This is a genomic window from Pantoea sp. Mb-10 (assembly GCF_021272205.1).
GTDB lineage: Bacteria > Pseudomonadota > Gammaproteobacteria > Enterobacterales > Enterobacteriaceae > Pantoea.
In genome coordinates this window covers 12048-25696 of sequence record NZ_JAJSDX010000016.1, presented here as the reverse complement: position 1 = coordinate 25696, position 13649 = coordinate 12048, and the positions used below count along the sequence as shown (strand labels likewise).

Annotated in this window: 28 protein-coding genes and 1 pseudogene; all 29 read left to right on the top strand. The window is 50.3% G+C overall.

The genetic code is table 11. The features are described from left to right. Positions 1 to 164: pseudogene (gene tuf / locus LU196_RS20230) on the top strand (elongation factor Tu); the annotation flags it as partial. Positions 165 to 340: 176 nt separating this feature from the next. After that, a complete protein-coding gene (gene bfd / locus LU196_RS20225) occupies positions 341 to 535 on the top strand; it encodes a bacterioferritin-associated ferredoxin (protein WP_232761547.1) in 195 nt (64 codons plus the stop codon). A gap of 104 nt (positions 536 to 639) precedes the next feature. Continuing rightward, the gene (bfr, locus tag LU196_RS20220) at positions 640 to 1122 is read left to right on the top strand and encodes a bacterioferritin (RefSeq protein WP_232761546.1); all 483 of its coding nucleotides are present in this window, start codon (positions 640 to 642) and stop codon (positions 1120 to 1122) included. 313 nt (positions 1123 to 1435) lie between these two features. Further along, positions 1436 to 1747, top strand: a complete 312-nt coding sequence (gene rpsJ / locus LU196_RS20215) for a 30S ribosomal protein S10 (protein WP_006120582.1) — start codon at positions 1436 to 1438, stop codon at positions 1745 to 1747. 32 nt (positions 1748 to 1779) lie between these two features. Further along, positions 1780 to 2406, top strand: coding sequence for a 50S ribosomal protein L3 (rplC, locus tag LU196_RS20210; protein WP_232761545.1), 627 nt, complete (start codon positions 1780 to 1782; stop codon positions 2404 to 2406). Positions 2407 to 2416: 10 nt separating this feature from the next. Continuing rightward, positions 2417 to 3022 (top strand): 50S ribosomal protein L4, encoded by a 606-nt coding sequence (gene rplD / locus LU196_RS20205; protein WP_232761544.1) that lies wholly within the window; start codon positions 2417 to 2419, stop codon positions 3020 to 3022. Continuing rightward, complete coding sequence (gene rplW, locus LU196_RS20200) at positions 3019 to 3321, top strand: 50S ribosomal protein L23 (protein ID WP_010618574.1); 303 nt, start codon at positions 3019 to 3021, stop codon at positions 3319 to 3321. Before rplD ends, rplW begins: the two co-directional genes overlap by 4 nt. A 17-nt stretch (positions 3322 to 3338) precedes the next feature. Next, positions 3339 to 4160 (top strand): 50S ribosomal protein L2, encoded by an 822-nt coding sequence (gene rplB, locus LU196_RS20195; protein ID WP_128602634.1) that lies wholly within the window; start codon positions 3339 to 3341, stop codon positions 4158 to 4160. Positions 4161 to 4176: 16 nt separating this feature from the next. After that, positions 4177 to 4455 (top strand): 30S ribosomal protein S19, encoded by a 279-nt coding sequence (gene rpsS / locus LU196_RS20190; protein WP_001138115.1) that lies wholly within the window; start codon positions 4177 to 4179, stop codon positions 4453 to 4455. Positions 4456 to 4468: 13 nt separating this feature from the next. Continuing rightward, positions 4469 to 4801: a 50S ribosomal protein L22 gene (rplV, locus tag LU196_RS20185; RefSeq protein WP_007891659.1), complete on the top strand. Its 333-nt coding sequence runs from the start codon at positions 4469 to 4471 to the stop codon at positions 4799 to 4801. Positions 4802 to 4818: 17 nt separating this feature from the next. Continuing rightward, positions 4819 to 5517 carry a 30S ribosomal protein S3 gene (gene rpsC / locus LU196_RS20180; RefSeq protein ID WP_039330895.1) on the top strand — a complete coding sequence of 233 codons (699 nt, stop codon included), beginning with the start codon at positions 4819 to 4821 and terminating at the stop codon, positions 5515 to 5517. Between the two features lie 12 nt (positions 5518 to 5529). Next, positions 5530 to 5940, top strand: a complete 411-nt coding sequence (gene rplP, locus LU196_RS20175) for a 50S ribosomal protein L16 (protein ID WP_002438716.1) — start codon at positions 5530 to 5532, stop codon at positions 5938 to 5940. Next, complete coding sequence (gene rpmC, locus LU196_RS20170; RefSeq protein WP_084938330.1) at positions 5940 to 6128, top strand: 50S ribosomal protein L29; 189 nt, start codon at positions 5940 to 5942, stop codon at positions 6126 to 6128. The genes rplP and rpmC overlap by 1 nt, the downstream gene beginning before the upstream one ends. Next, positions 6128 to 6382, top strand: coding sequence for a 30S ribosomal protein S17 (rpsQ, locus tag LU196_RS20165; RefSeq protein ID WP_232761543.1), 255 nt, complete (start codon positions 6128 to 6130; stop codon positions 6380 to 6382). Before rpmC ends, rpsQ begins: the two co-directional genes overlap by 1 nt. Positions 6383 to 6550: 168 nt before the next feature. Next, a complete protein-coding gene (rplN, locus tag LU196_RS20160) occupies positions 6551 to 6922 on the top strand; it encodes a 50S ribosomal protein L14 (protein WP_006120590.1) in 372 nt (123 codons plus the stop codon). A 10-nt stretch (positions 6923 to 6932) separates the two neighbouring features. Further along, positions 6933 to 7247, top strand: a complete 315-nt coding sequence (rplX, locus tag LU196_RS20155) for a 50S ribosomal protein L24 (protein WP_021508218.1) — start codon at positions 6933 to 6935, stop codon at positions 7245 to 7247. A gap of 14 nt (positions 7248 to 7261) precedes the next feature. Continuing rightward, positions 7262 to 7801 (top strand): 50S ribosomal protein L5, encoded by a 540-nt coding sequence (gene rplE / locus LU196_RS20150; protein ID WP_013510763.1) that lies wholly within the window; start codon positions 7262 to 7264, stop codon positions 7799 to 7801. A gap of 14 nt (positions 7802 to 7815) precedes the next feature. Further along, entirely contained in the window at positions 7816 to 8121 is a 306-nt protein-coding gene (rpsN, locus tag LU196_RS20145; RefSeq protein ID WP_039380805.1) for a 30S ribosomal protein S14, read from the top strand. Between the two features lie 32 nt (positions 8122 to 8153). Further along, positions 8154 to 8546 carry a 30S ribosomal protein S8 gene (gene rpsH / locus LU196_RS20140; RefSeq protein WP_232761542.1) on the top strand — a complete coding sequence of 131 codons (393 nt, stop codon included), beginning with the start codon at positions 8154 to 8156 and terminating at the stop codon, positions 8544 to 8546. 12 nt (positions 8547 to 8558) lie between these two features. Further along, the gene (gene rplF, locus LU196_RS20135) at positions 8559 to 9092 is read left to right on the top strand and encodes a 50S ribosomal protein L6 (protein WP_232761541.1); all 534 of its coding nucleotides are present in this window, start codon (positions 8559 to 8561) and stop codon (positions 9090 to 9092) included. A gap of 9 nt (positions 9093 to 9101) precedes the next feature. Next, on the top strand, positions 9102 to 9455 hold the full coding sequence (rplR, locus tag LU196_RS20130; RefSeq protein WP_232761540.1) for a 50S ribosomal protein L18: 354 nt from the start codon (positions 9102 to 9104) through the stop codon (positions 9453 to 9455). A 14-nt stretch (positions 9456 to 9469) separates the two neighbouring features. Next, positions 9470 to 9970 carry a 30S ribosomal protein S5 gene (gene rpsE / locus LU196_RS20125; RefSeq protein ID WP_007891679.1) on the top strand — a complete coding sequence of 167 codons (501 nt, stop codon included), beginning with the start codon at positions 9470 to 9472 and terminating at the stop codon, positions 9968 to 9970. A 5-nt stretch (positions 9971 to 9975) separates the two neighbouring features. Next, positions 9976 to 10155 (top strand): 50S ribosomal protein L30, encoded by a 180-nt coding sequence (gene rpmD, locus LU196_RS20120; protein WP_039380794.1) that lies wholly within the window; start codon positions 9976 to 9978, stop codon positions 10153 to 10155. Positions 10156 to 10158: 3 nt separating this feature from the next. Further along, positions 10159 to 10593, top strand: a complete 435-nt coding sequence (gene rplO, locus LU196_RS20115; protein WP_232761539.1) for a 50S ribosomal protein L15 — start codon at positions 10159 to 10161, stop codon at positions 10591 to 10593. Between the two features lie 7 nt (positions 10594 to 10600). After that, positions 10601 to 11932: a preprotein translocase subunit SecY gene (gene secY / locus LU196_RS20110; RefSeq protein WP_232761538.1), complete on the top strand. Its 1332-nt coding sequence runs from the start codon at positions 10601 to 10603 to the stop codon at positions 11930 to 11932. A 32-nt stretch (positions 11933 to 11964) separates the two neighbouring features. Further along, complete coding sequence (gene rpmJ / locus LU196_RS20105; protein ID WP_004160566.1) at positions 11965 to 12081, top strand: 50S ribosomal protein L36; 117 nt, start codon at positions 11965 to 11967, stop codon at positions 12079 to 12081. A gap of 146 nt (positions 12082 to 12227) precedes the next feature. Continuing rightward, positions 12228 to 12584, top strand: coding sequence for a 30S ribosomal protein S13 (gene rpsM, locus LU196_RS20100; protein ID WP_232761537.1), 357 nt, complete (start codon positions 12228 to 12230; stop codon positions 12582 to 12584). A gap of 16 nt (positions 12585 to 12600) precedes the next feature. Then, positions 12601 to 12990 carry a 30S ribosomal protein S11 gene (gene rpsK, locus LU196_RS20095; protein WP_004160563.1) on the top strand — a complete coding sequence of 130 codons (390 nt, stop codon included), beginning with the start codon at positions 12601 to 12603 and terminating at the stop codon, positions 12988 to 12990. A 32-nt stretch (positions 12991 to 13022) separates the two neighbouring features. Then, complete coding sequence (gene rpsD, locus LU196_RS20090; RefSeq protein WP_232761536.1) at positions 13023 to 13643, top strand: 30S ribosomal protein S4; 621 nt, start codon at positions 13023 to 13025, stop codon at positions 13641 to 13643. The last annotated feature ends 6 nt before the right edge of the window (positions 13644 to 13649 follow it).

The following is a 13649-nucleotide window of genomic DNA, read 5'->3' as shown; positions in this document are numbered from 1 at the left end:
CAGTCGAGCTGCCAGAAGGCGTGGAAATGGTTATGCCTGGCGACAACGTGAAAATGGTTGTTACCCTGATTCACCCAATCGCAATGGACCAGGGTCTGCGCTTCGCAATTCGCGAAGGCGGCCGTACTGTTGGCGCGGGCGTTGTTGCTTCTGTTATCGCTTAATTGTGTTAACGCCAGCAGCGATGTTTAATCGCTGCTGTAGCAACCAGAAAGAGCACTTCGGTGCTCTTTTTTTTCGCATTTTTTTCTCCACGAAAAAGCCCACACAAAGGCTAAGTTTGAAATAAAAACCATTCTCATTTAAAATGGCGCAGAAATTGTACTGGAGTATGCAGTAAATGTACGTCTGCCTGTGTAATGCCATCAGTGACAAAACCCTGCGAGAAGTGGTGCGTCGCTATCAGCCCAAATCCATTCAGCAGTTACGCCAGCTTGTGCCGATCGGGAAACAGTGTGGAAAGTGCGTGCGCGCCGCCCGCGACATCATGCACGAAGAGCTGCAGCACGCCCCCTTGTATAAAGAGATCGCCTAAACACAGGTGCGTGGCGCGAGAATACCCACAAATTTAATCACGTTTTTTTGACTTCTTTTTAACCGCATCTACGATTTAACTAACGGGAAGCGGGGGAGAGAAGCATGAAAGGCGACGCAAAGGTCATTACGTATCTCAATAAATTGCTGGGCAATGAGCTGGTTGCAATTAACCAGTATTTCCTACATGCCCGCATGTTCAAAAATTGGGGCCTAATGCGCCTCAATGATATCGAGTATCACGAATCCATTGACGAGATGAAGCATGCGGATCAGTACATTGAGCGCATTCTATTTCTTGAAGGCATCCCCAATTTGCAAGATTTAGGACGCTTGCGCATCGGCGAAGATGTTCCCGAAATGCTGCAGTCGGATCTGGCGTTAGAGCTGGAAGGTGCGAAAGATTTGCGCGAAGCCATTGCCTATGCCGACAAAGTGCATGATTACGTCAGTCGCGACATGATGATTGCAATCCTCGCTGACGAAGAGCACCACATTGACTGGATTGAGACCGAACTCGACTTAATTCATAAAGTCGGACTGCAAAATTATCTGCAGTCTCAATTGAAAGAAGAAGCCAATCGCTAACCCGCGCTATGCGCCTGATCTCACTGCCCGCGTTCTGGTAAAACCTCGCGGGCTTTTTTATGCCGAGCCTCACTCTTTTTTGACGAAAAACACACCACGGGTTGCTTCCTGAGCATATTTACGTATAATGCGCGGGCCTGCCGATATTGGTGCGGCGCGATTCGAGCAGAATCGCAGGTGGCACAAATTATGTGCTGTCTGACAATACTCCCGATTGGGGAGTTATATGCTGAACGATTACACTCCTCCATCAATCGTAATGGATGCGGGTAGTAATTTTTTTCGTTTATAAAATGTTTGGAGCCTTGGTCTCATGTCGAACCAAAGAATCCGTATCCGTCTTAAAGCGTTTGATCATCGTCTGATCGATCAATCAACCGCGGAAATCGTTGAGACTGCCAAGCGCACTGGTGCGCAGGTCCGCGGTCCGATCCCGCTGCCAACTCGCAAAGAGCGTTTCACCGTTCTGATCTCTCCGCACGTTAACAAAGATGCGCGCGATCAGTACGAGATTCGCACTCACAAGCGTCTGGTAGACATCGTTGAGCCAACTGAAAAAACCGTTGATGCTCTGATGCGTCTGGATCTGGCTGCCGGTGTTGACGTGCAGATCAGCCTGGGTTAATCAGGTCATCGAGCGATTGAGAGGTTGATACAATGATTGGTTTAGTCGGTAAAAAAGTGGGCATGACTCGCATCTTCACTGAAGATGGCGTTTCAATCCCAGTAACCGTAATCGAAGTTGAAGCAAACCGCGTTACCCAGGTCAAAGGTCTGGAAAACGATGGTTACCAGGCGATCCAGGTTACCACCGGTGCTAAAAAAGCAAACCGTGTTGGCAAGCCGGAAGCAGGTCATTTTGCTAAAGCTGGCGTTGAAGCTGGCCGTGGTCTGTGGGAATTCCGCACCGAAGGTGAAGAGTACTCCGTTGGCCAGAGCATCAGTGTTGAAATTTTCGCTGACGTTAAAAAAGTAGACGTTACCGGTACCTCTAAAGGTAAAGGTTTCGCAGGTACCGTTAAGCGCTGGAACTTCCGTACCCAGGACGCTACGCACGGTAACTCCTTGTCTCACCGCGTTCCGGGTTCTATCGGTCAGAACCAGACTCCGGGCAAAGTGTTCAAAGGCAAGAAAATGGCTGGTCAGCTGGGTAACGAGCGCGTAACCGTTCAGAGCCTGGAAGTAGTACGTGTTGACGCTGAGCGCAACCTGCTGCTGGTCAAAGGTGCTGTTCCGGGAGCAACCGGCAGCGACCTGATTGTTAAACCAGCTGTGAAGGCGTAAGGGGATAGCAATGGAATTAGTACTGAAAGACGCGCAGAGCGCGCTGACTGTTTCCGAAACTACCTTCGGCCGTGATTTCAACGAAGCGCTGGTTCACCAGGTTGTTGTTGCTTATGCCGCTGGTGCTCGTCAGGGTACTCGTGCGCAGAAAACGCGTGCTGAAGTAACTGGTTCAGGCAAAAAGCCATGGCGCCAGAAAGGCACCGGCCGTGCGCGTTCAGGTTCTGTAAAGAGCCCGATCTGGCGTTCAGGTGGCGTGACCTTCGCTGCGCGTCCACAGGACCACAGTCAAAAAGTTAACAAAAAGATGTACCGCGGCGCGCTGAAAAGCATTCTGTCCGAACTGGTACGTCAGGACCGTCTGATCGTTGTCGAGTCGTTCTCTGTAGAAGCGCCTAAAACTAAGCTGCTGGTACAGAAACTGAAAGACATGGCGCTGGAAGACGTGCTGATCATCACCGGCGAACTGGATGAGAATCTGTTCCTGGCTGCGCGTAACCTGTACAAGGTTGACGTGCGTGATGCAGCAGGTATCGACCCAGTTAGCCTGATCGCCTTCGACAAAGTCGTTATGACTGCTGATGCAGTTAAGCAAGTTGAGGAGATGCTGGCATGATCCGTGAAGAACGTCTGCTGAAAGTACTGCGCGCGCCGCACGTATCTGAAAAAGCATCAACTGCGATGGAAAAAACCAATACCATCGTTCTCAAAGTTGCTAAAGACGCGACCAAAGCAGAGATCGTTGCTGCTGTTGAGAAACTGTTCGAAGTAGAAGTTAAAGACGTAAACACCCTGGTTGTTAAGGGTAAAGTTAAGCGTCACGGACAGCGTATCGGTCGTCGTAGCGACTGGAAAAAAGCTTACGTCACCCTGAAGGAAGGCCAGAACCTGGACTTCGTCGGCGGCGCTGAGTAAGTCGGAGGAGAAAGACAATGGCAGTTGTTAAATGTAAACCGACATCTCCGGGTCGTCGTCACGTAGTTAAAGTGGTGAACCCTGAGCTGCACAAAGGCAAACCTTTTGCCGCGCTGGTTGAAAAAAACAGCAAATCCGGTGGTCGTAACAACAATGGTCGTATCACTACCCGTCATATCGGTGGTGGTCACAAGCAGGCTTACCGTATTGTTGACTTCAAACGCAACAAAGATGGTATCCCAGCAGTTGTTGAGCGTCTTGAGTACGATCCGAACCGTTCTGCGAACATCGCACTGGTTCTGTACAAAGATGGCGAGCGCCGTTACATCCTGGCCCCTAAAGGCCTGAAAGCCGGCGACCAGATTCAGTCTGGCGTTGATGCTGCGATCAAAGCAGGTAACACTCTGCCGATGCGTAACATCCCGGTGGGTTCTACCGTTCACAACGTAGAAATGAAACCAGGCAAAGGCGGTCAGATTGCTCGCTCAGCCGGTGCTTACGTGCAGATCGTTGCGCGTGAAGGTTCCTACGTAACCCTGCGTCTGCGTTCAGGCGAAATGCGCAAAGTCGAATCCGAATGTCGCGCAACCCTGGGCGAAGTCGGTAACGCTGAGCATATGCTGCGCGTTCTGGGTAAAGCTGGTGCAACCCGTTGGCGTGGTGTTCGTCCTACCGTTCGCGGTACTGCGATGAACCCAGTCGATCACCCGCACGGTGGTGGTGAAGGTCGTAACTTTGGTAAGCACCCGGTCACTCCGTGGGGCGTTCAGACCAAAGGTAAGAAGACCCGTAGCAACAAGCGTACTGATAAATTTATCGTACGTCGCCGTAGCAAATAATTTTAGAGGATAAGCCATGCCACGTTCTCTCAAGAAAGGTCCTTTTATTGACCTGCACTTGCTGAAGAAGGTAGAGAAAGCGGTGGAAAGCGGTGACAAGAAGCCCCTGCGCACTTGGTCCCGTCGTTCAACGATCTTCCCTAACATGATCGGTTTGACCATCGCTGTCCATAATGGTCGTCAGCACGTTCCTGTCTTTGTTTCCGACGAAATGGTCGGTCACAAGCTGGGTGAATTTGCACCGACACGTACTTATCGCGGCCATGCTGCAGATAAGAAAGCCAAGAAGAAATAAGTAGGAGGAAGAGATGGAAACTATTGCTCAACATCGCCATGCTCGTTCTTCTGCTCAGAAGGTTCGCCTCGTTGCTGACCTGATTCGCGGTAAGAAAGTGTCGCAGGCTCTGGATATTCTGACTTACACCAACAAGAAAGCGGCTGTACTGGTTAAGAAAGTCCTGGAATCTGCCATTGCTAACGCCGAACACAACGATGGCGCTGATATCGACGATCTGAAAGTCGCGAAAATTTTCGTCGACGAAGGCCCAAGCATGAAGCGCATTATGCCGCGTGCAAAAGGTCGTGCAGATCGCATTCTGAAGCGCACCAGCCACATTACTGTGGTTGTGTCCGATCGCTGAGACTCTGGAGACTAGCAATGGGTCAGAAAGTACATCCTAATGGTATTCGCCTGGGTATTGTAAAACCATGGAACTCTACCTGGTTTGCGAACACCAAAGAATTCGCTGACAACCTGGACAGCGATTTTAAAGTACGTCAGTTCCTGACTAAAGAACTGGCAAAAGCGTCTGTATCACGCATCGTTATCGAGCGTCCTGCTAAGAGCATCCGTGTGACCATTCACACCGCTCGCCCAGGTATCGTTATCGGTAAGAAAGGTGAAGACGTAGAAAAACTGCGCAGTGTCGTAGCGAAAATCGCTGGCGTGCCTGCACAGATCAATATCGCCGAAGTCCGTAAACCGGAACTGGACGCTAAATTGGTTGCTGACAGCATCACTTCACAGCTGGAGCGTCGTGTGATGTTCCGTCGTGCTATGAAGCGTGCTGTACAGAACGCAATGCGTCTGGGCGCTAAGGGTATTAAAGTTGAAGTCAGCGGCCGTCTGGGCGGTGCCGAGATCGCACGTACCGAATGGTATCGTGAAGGTCGCGTACCGTTGCACACACTGCGTGCAGACATTGACTACAACACCTCTGAAGCGCACACCACTTATGGTGTAATCGGCGTTAAGGTATGGATCTTCAAAGGTGAGATCCTGGGTGGTATGGCTGCTGTTGAACAACCGGAACCGGCTGCTCAACCTAAAAAGCAGCAGCGTAAAGGCCGTAAGTAAGGAGAGTCGCTGATGTTACAACCAAAGCGTACGAAATTCCGTAAAGTGCACAAAGGCCGCAACCGTGGTCTGGCGCAGGGTACGGATGTCAGCTTCGGTACTTTCGGTCTGAAAGCTGTTGGCCGTGGTCGTCTGACTGCTCGTCAGATCGAAGCAGCACGTCGTGCTATGACCCGTGCAGTTAAGCGTCAAGGTAAAATTTGGATCCGTGTATTCCCGGACAAACCAATTACCGAGAAGCCGCTGGAAGTGCGTATGGGTAAAGGTAAGGGTAACGTGGAGTATTGGGTTGCCCTGATCCAGCCAGGTAAAGTTCTGTATGAAATGGACGGTGTACCTGAAGAGCTGGCCCGTGAAGCCTTCAAGCTGGCAGCAGCAAAACTGCCTATCAAAACCACCTTTGTAACTAAGACGGTGATGTAATGAAAGCAAATGAGCTGCGTGAAAAAAGCGTTGAAGAGCTGAACACTGAGCTGCTGAACCTGCTGCGTGAGCAGTTTAACCTGCGTATGCAGGCAGCATCTGGCCAGCTGCAGCAGACTCACCTGCTGAAGCAGGTGCGTCGCAATGTTGCACGCGTTAAGACTTTACTGACTGAGAAGGCGGCGTAATGACCGATAAAATCCGTACTCTGCAGGGTCGTGTTGTTAGTGACAAGATGCAGAAATCTGCTGTTGTTGCTATCGAGCGTTTCGTGAAGCACCCGATCTACGGTAAATTCATTAAGCGTACGACTAAGCTGCACATCCATGACGAGAACAACGAATGTGGAATCGGTGACGTGGTTGAAATCCGCGAAACCCGTCCACTGTCCAAGACCAAATCTTGGGCGTTGGTTCGCGTTGTAGAGAAAGCGATTCTGTAATAGAATCCGCTCCTCTAAAAAACAAAATGAACGGCTCATTTGAGCCGTTCATTTTTTCTACCCATCTGCGAGAACCGGTGTTATAATGCCGCGCCCTCAATTATGGGGCTTTTTAACGACCTGAGGTTTGGGTCCCGAAGTAGTAGTTGACATTAGCGGAGCACTAAAATGATCCAAGAACAGACTATGCTGAACGTCGCCGACAACTCCGGTGCACGTCGCGTAATGTGTATCAAGGTTCTGGGTGGCTCGCACCGTCGCTACGCAGGCGTCGGCGATATCATCAAAGTTACCATCAAGGAAGCAATTCCGCGTGGTAAGGTGAAAAAAGGTGATGTCCTGAAGGCGGTAGTGGTGCGCACCAGGAAGGGTGTTCGTCGCCCGGACGGTTCTGTCATTCGCTTCGATGGTAATGCATGCGTTATTCTGAACAATAACAGTGAGCAGCCTATCGGAACGCGTATTTTTGGGCCGGTAACTCGTGAACTTCGTACTGAAAAGTTCATGAAAATTATCTCTCTGGCACCAGAAGTACTCTAAGGAGCGAGCAATGGCAGCGAAAATCCGTCGTAACGACGAAGTTATCGTGCTTACCGGTAAAGACAAAGGTAAACGCGGTAAAGTAAAGAATGTCCTGACTTCTGGTAAGGTCATCGTTGAAGGTATCAACCTGGTTAAAAAACATCAGAAGCCTGTACCGGCTCTGAACCAACCAGGCGGCATCGTTGAAAAAGAAGCTGCTATTCAGGTTTCTAACGTTGCAATCTTCAATGCGGCAACCGGCAAGGCTGACCGTGTAGGCTTTAGATTCGAAGACGGTAAAAAAGTCCGTTTCTTCAAGTCTAACAGCGAAACTATCAAGTAATTTGGAGTAGTACGATGGCGAAACTGCATGATTACTACAAAGACGAAGTAGTCCAGAAACTCATGACCGAGTTTGGCTACAATTCTGTCATGCAAGTCCCTCGGGTCGAGAAGATCACCCTGAACATGGGTGTTGGTGAAGCGATCGCTGACAAGAAACTGCTGGATAACGCAGCAGCTGACCTGGCAGCAATCTCCGGTCAAAAACCGTTGATCACCAAAGCACGCAAATCAGTTGCAGGCTTCAAAATCCGTCAGGGCTATCCGATCGGCTGTAAAGTAACTCTGCGTGGCGAGCGCATGTGGGAGTTCTTTGAGCGTCTGATCACTATTGCTGTACCGCGTATCCGTGACTTCCGTGGTTTGTCTGCGAAGTCATTCGACGGTCGTGGTAACTACAGCATGGGCGTTCGTGAGCAGATCATCTTCCCAGAAATCGACTATGACAAAGTCGATCGCGTTCGTGGTTTGGATATCACCATTACCACTACTGCGAAATCTGATGATGAAGGCCGTGCTCTGCTGGCTGCCTTTGACTTCCCGTTCCGCAAGTAAGGTAGGGTTACTTAATGGCTAAGCAATCTATGAAAGCACGCGAAGTAAAGCGTGTGAAATTAGCAGACAAGTTCTTCGCTAAGCGCGTTGAACTGAAAGCGATCATTTCTGATGTGAACGCATCCGACGAAGACCGTTGGAACGCCGTTCTCAAGCTGCAGAGTCTGCCGCGTGATTCCAGCCCTTCACGTCAGCGTAACCGCTGCCGTCAGACAGGTCGTCCGCACGGTTTCCTGCGGAAGTTTGGGTTGAGCCGTATCAAGGTCCGTGAAGCCGCTATGCGCGGTGAGATCCCGGGTCTTAAAAAGGCTAGCTGGTAATTGTCACCATTTGAATCACGGGAGTAACACAGATGAGCATGCAAGATCCGATCGCGGATATGCTGACCCGTATCCGTAACGGTCAGGCCGCGAACAAAGTTGCGGTCTCTATGCCTTCCTCCAAGCTGAAAGTGGCAATTGCCAACGTGCTGAAGGAAGAAGGCTACATTGAAGATTTTAAAATCGAAGGCGACACCAAGCCAGAACTGGAAGTAACTCTGAAGTATTTCCAGGGCAAGGCTGTGGTTGAGAGCATTCAGCGTGTTAGCCGTCCAGGTCTGCGCATCTATAAGAAAAAAGATGAGCTGCCAAAAGTAATGGCTGGTCTGGGCATCGCTGTAATCTCTACCTCTAAAGGTGTCATGACTGATCGTGCAGCGCGCCAGGCTGGTCTTGGTGGCGAAATTATCTGCTACGTAGCGTAATCGGAGGATTAAATGTCTCGTGTTGCAAAAGCACCTGTCGTTGTTCCTGCCGGCGTAGAGGTAAAACTCAACGGTCAGGAAGTTTCGATCAAAGGCAAAAACGGCGAGCTGACTCGTACTATCAACAGTGCTGTTGAAGTTAAGCATGCAGACAACGCTCTGACTTTCGCACCACGCGAAGGTTACTCGGATGGCTGGGCACAGGCAGGTACTGCTCGTGCATTGCTGAACAGCATGGTTATCGGTGTTACCGAAGGCTTCACCAAGAAGCTGCAACTGGTTGGTGTTGGTTATCGTGCAGCTGTTAAAGGCAACTCTGTGAGTCTGGCCCTGGGCTTCTCTCACCCTGTTGACCATGCACTGCCGGCCGGCATCACTGCTGAATGCCCAACTCAGACTGAAATCGTGCTGAAAGGCGCTGATAAGCAGCTGATTGGTCAGGTTGCAGCCGATCTGCGCGCCTACCGTCGTCCTGAGCCTTACAAAGGCAAGGGTGTTCGTTACGCCGACGAAGTCGTGCGTACCAAAGAGGCTAAGAAGAAGTAAGGTAACACTATGGATAAGAAATCTGCTCGTATCCGTCGTGCGACCCGTGCACGTCGCAAGCTCAAAGAGCTGGGTGCTACTCGCCTGGTGGTACATCGTACCCCGCGTCATATTTACGCACAGGTGATCGCCCCGAACGGTTCCGAAGTTCTGGTTGCTGCTTCTACTGTAGAAAAAGCTATCGCCGAACAACTGAAGTACACCGGTAACAAAGACGCTGCTGCAGCTGTAGGTAAAGCTCTGGCTGAGCGCGCTGTTGAAAAAGGCATCACAAGTGTTTCTTTCGACCGTTCCGGGTTCCAATATCATGGTCGTGTCCAGGCACTGGCAGATGCTGCCCGTGAAGCTGGCCTTCAGTTCTAAGGTAGAGGTCTAAGATGTCAAACATCGAGAAACAAGCTGGCGAACTGCAGGAAAAACTGATCGCGGTAAACCGTGTTTCTAAAACTGTAAAAGGTGGTCGTATTTTCTCCTTCACCGCACTGACTGTAGTGGGTGATGGTAACGGCCGCGTTGGTTTTGGTTATGGTAAAGCGCGTGAAGTTCCAGCAGCGATCCAGAAAGCGATGGAAAAAGCCCGTCGCAATATGATTAACGTCGCGCTGACTCACGGCACCCTGCAGCACCCTGTTAAAGGTGCTCACACAGGTTCTCGTGTGTTCATGCAGCCGGCTTCTGAAGGTACCGGTATCATCGCCGGCGGTGCAATGCGTGCCGTTTTAGAAGTCGCTGGAGTACATAACGTTCTGGCTAAAGCGTATGGTTCCACCAACCCGATTAACGTGGTTCGTGCAACTATCGATGGCCTGGGCAATATGAATTCTCCAGAAATGGTCGCTGCCAAGCGTGGTAAATCCGTTGAAGAAATTCTGGGGTAATCACGATGGCTAAGACGATTAAAATTACTCAAACCCGCAGTTCAATCGGCCGCCTGCCTAAGCACAAAGCCACTCTGATTGGCTTGGGTCTGCGTCGCATTGGTCACACCGTTGAGCGTGAAGACACGCCAGCAGTACGCGGTATGGTTAACGCGATTTCCTACATGCTGAAAGTGGAGGAGTAAGAGATGCGTTTAAACACTCTGTCTCCGGCCGAAGGGTCTAAACACGCTTCTAAGCGCCTGGGTCGTGGTATCGGTTCTGGCCTCGGCAAGACCGGTGGTCGTGGTCACAAAGGTCAGAACTCTCGTTCTGGCGGTGGCGTACGTCGCGGTTTCGAGGGTGGTCAGATGCCTCTGTATCGCCGTCTGCCGAAGTTCGGCTTCACCTCTCGCAAAGCAATGGTCACTGCAGAAGTTCGTCTGTCTGACCTGGCGAAAGTTGAAGGCGGTATTGTTGACCTGAATACGCTGAAAGCAGCCAACATTATCGGTGTTCAGATGGAATTCGCGAAAGTGATTCTGTCTGGTGAAGTTTCTGCACCGGTAACGGTTCGCGGTCTGCGTGTCACCAAAGGTGCTCGTGCTGCAATCGAAGCTGCTGGCGGTAAAATCGAGGAATAAGTAGCAGATGGCAAAGCAACCGGGATTAGATTTTCAAAGTGCCAAAGGTGGCTTTGGTGAACTGAAGCGCAGACTGTTGTTTGTAATCGGTGCACTGATCGTCTTCCGTATTGGCTCTTTTATTCCAATCCCCGGTATCGATGCCACTGTACTTGCCAAACTGCTTGAGCAACAGCGTGGCACCATCATTGAAATGTTTAATATGTTCTCTGGTGGTGCTCTCAGTCGTGCCTCAATCTTTGCGCTGGGTATTATGCCGTACATTTCGGCATCAATTATTATCCAGCTTTTAACGGTGGTTCATCCAGCGTTAGCGGAGATTAAAAAAGAGGGGGAGGCTGGTCGTCGTAAGATCAGTCAATACACTCGTTATGGCACGCTGGTTCTGGCTATATTCCAGTCGATCGGTATCGCTACCGGTCTGCCGAATATGCCGGGAATGCAGGGACTGGTTATGAATCCAGGCTTTGCATTCTACTTTACCGCTGTTGTGAGCCTGGTAACGGGAACCATGTTCCTTATGTGGCTGGGTGAACAGATTACTGAGCGAGGTATTGGAAACGGTATCTCGATCATTATCTTCGCAGGTATTGTAGCGGGTCTTCCGCCGGCCATTGGCCATACCATCGAGCAAGCGCGGCAAGGTGACCTGCACTTCCTTCTGTTGCTGTTGGTTGCAGTTCTTGTATTTGCAGTGACGTTCTTTGTTATTTTCGTTGAGCGTGGCCAGCGCCGCATTGTGGTCAACTACGCTAAGCGCCAACAGGGTCGTCGTGTATATGCTGCACAGAGCACACATTTACCGTTGAAAGTGAACATGGCGGGCGTAATCCCAGCTATTTTTGCTTCCAGCATTATTCTGTTCCCTGCAACCATTGCTTCTTGGTTCGGGGGCGGTACCGGTTGGAACTGGCTGACAACAATTTCGCTGTATTTGCAACCAGGACAGCCGCTTTATGTGCTACTCTATGCGACTGCAATCATCTTCTTCTGTTTCTTCTATACGGCGTTGGTGTTCAACCCACGTGAAACAGCAGATAACCTGAAGAAGTCTGGTGCATTCGTACCGGGAATTCGTCCGGGAGAGCAAACGGCGAAGTATATTGATAAAGTGATGACGCGTCTGACCTTAATTGGTGCGCTGTATATTACTTTTATCTGCCTGATCCCGGAGTTCATGCGTGATGCCATGAAGGTTCCTTTCTACTTTGGCGGCACTTCGCTGCTCATTGTAGTGGTTGTCATCATGGACTTTATGGCTCAAGTGCAAACTCTGATGATGTCCAGTCAGTACGAGTCTGCATTGAAAAAAGCTAACCTGAAAGGCTATAGCCGCTAATTCAGGCGCTTGAGAAGTTACGGAGAGTAAAAATGAAAGTTCGTGCTTCCGTCAAGAAATTATGTCGTAACTGCAAAATCATCCGTCGCGACGGCGTCGTGCGTGTGATCTGCAGTGCCGAGCCTAAGCATAAACAGCGCCAAGGCTGATATTGTCACATATTTTTCTTGCAAAGTCGGGTTGAGCTGGCTAGATTAGCCAGCCAATCTTTTGTATGTCGATGCGTTACCATTTGAGTATCCTGAAAACGGGCTTTTCAGCATGGGACGCATTTATTTAATTATAGGAGTGCATAGTGGCCCGTATAGCAGGCATTAACATTCCTGATCAAAAACATACCGTTATCGCATTAACTTCGATCTTCGGTATCGGCAAAACGCGTTCTAAAGCCATCTGTGCTGCAACGGGTATTGCTGAAAATGTTAAGATCAGAGAGCTGTCTGAAGAACAAATTGAACAGCTGCGTGAAGCAGTTGGTAAATTCGTTGTTGAAGGTGATCTGCGCCGTGAAATCACCCTGAGCATCAAGCGTCTTATGGACCTTGGTTGCTATCGTGGTTTACGCCATCGTCGTGGTCTGCCAGTTCGCGGTCAGCGTACTAAGACCAATGCACGTACCCGTAAGGGTCCGCGTAAACCGATCAAGAAATAATCGGGGTGAGTAAATAATGGCAAAGGCACCAGTTCGTGCACGCAAGCGTGTAAGAAAACAAGTCTCAGATGGCGTGGCTCATGTCCATGCGTCTTTTAACAACACCATCGTTACCATCACTGATCGTCAGGGTAACGCACTGGGTTGGGCAACCGCCGGTGGTTCCGGTTTCCGCGGTTCACGTAAATCTACTCCGTTTGCTGCTCAGGTAGCTGCAGAGCGCTGCGCAGAAGCAGTGAAAGATTACGGTATTAAGAACCTGGAAGTTATGGTTAAGGGTCCGGGTCCGGGTCGCGAATCAACGATTCGTGCTCTGAACGCCGCTGGTTTCCGCATCACTAATATTACTGATGTGACTCCGATCCCTCACAACGGTTGTCGTCCGCCGAAAAAACGCCGCGTATAACGCCCGTTTTTTAGGTTAGTTGGAGAAAGAAAATGGCAAGATATTTGGGTCCTAAGCTCAAGCTGAGCCGTCGTGAGGGCACCGACTTATTCCTTAAGTCTGGCGTTCGCGCGATCGATTCCAAGTGCAAAATTGAACAAGCCCCTGGTCAGCATGGTGCGCGTAAACCGCGTCTGTCTGATTACGGCGGCCAGTTACGTGAAAAGCAAAAAGTTCGCCGTATCTACGGTGTGCTGGAGCGTCAGTTCCGTAACTACTATAAAGAAGCAGCACGTCTGAAAGGCAACACCGGTGAAAACCTGTTAGCTCTGCTGGAAGGTCGTCTGGATAACGTTGTTTACCGTATGGGCTTTGGCGCCACTCGTGCAGAAGCACGTCAGCTGGTTAGCCATAAATCAATTCTGGTAAACGGTCGCGTTGTCAACATCGCTTCTTATCAGGTATCTCCGAATGATGTCGTAAGCATCCGTGAGAAAGCCAAACAGCAATCTCGCGTGAAGGCCGCTCTGGAGCTGGCTGAGCAGCGTGAAAAGCCAACCTGGCTGGAAGTTGATGCTACTAAGATGGAAGGTGTGTTCAAGCGTATTCCTGAACGTACCGATCTGTCTGCGGACATTAACGAACACCTGATCGTCGAGCTTTACTCCAAGTAAAGCTTA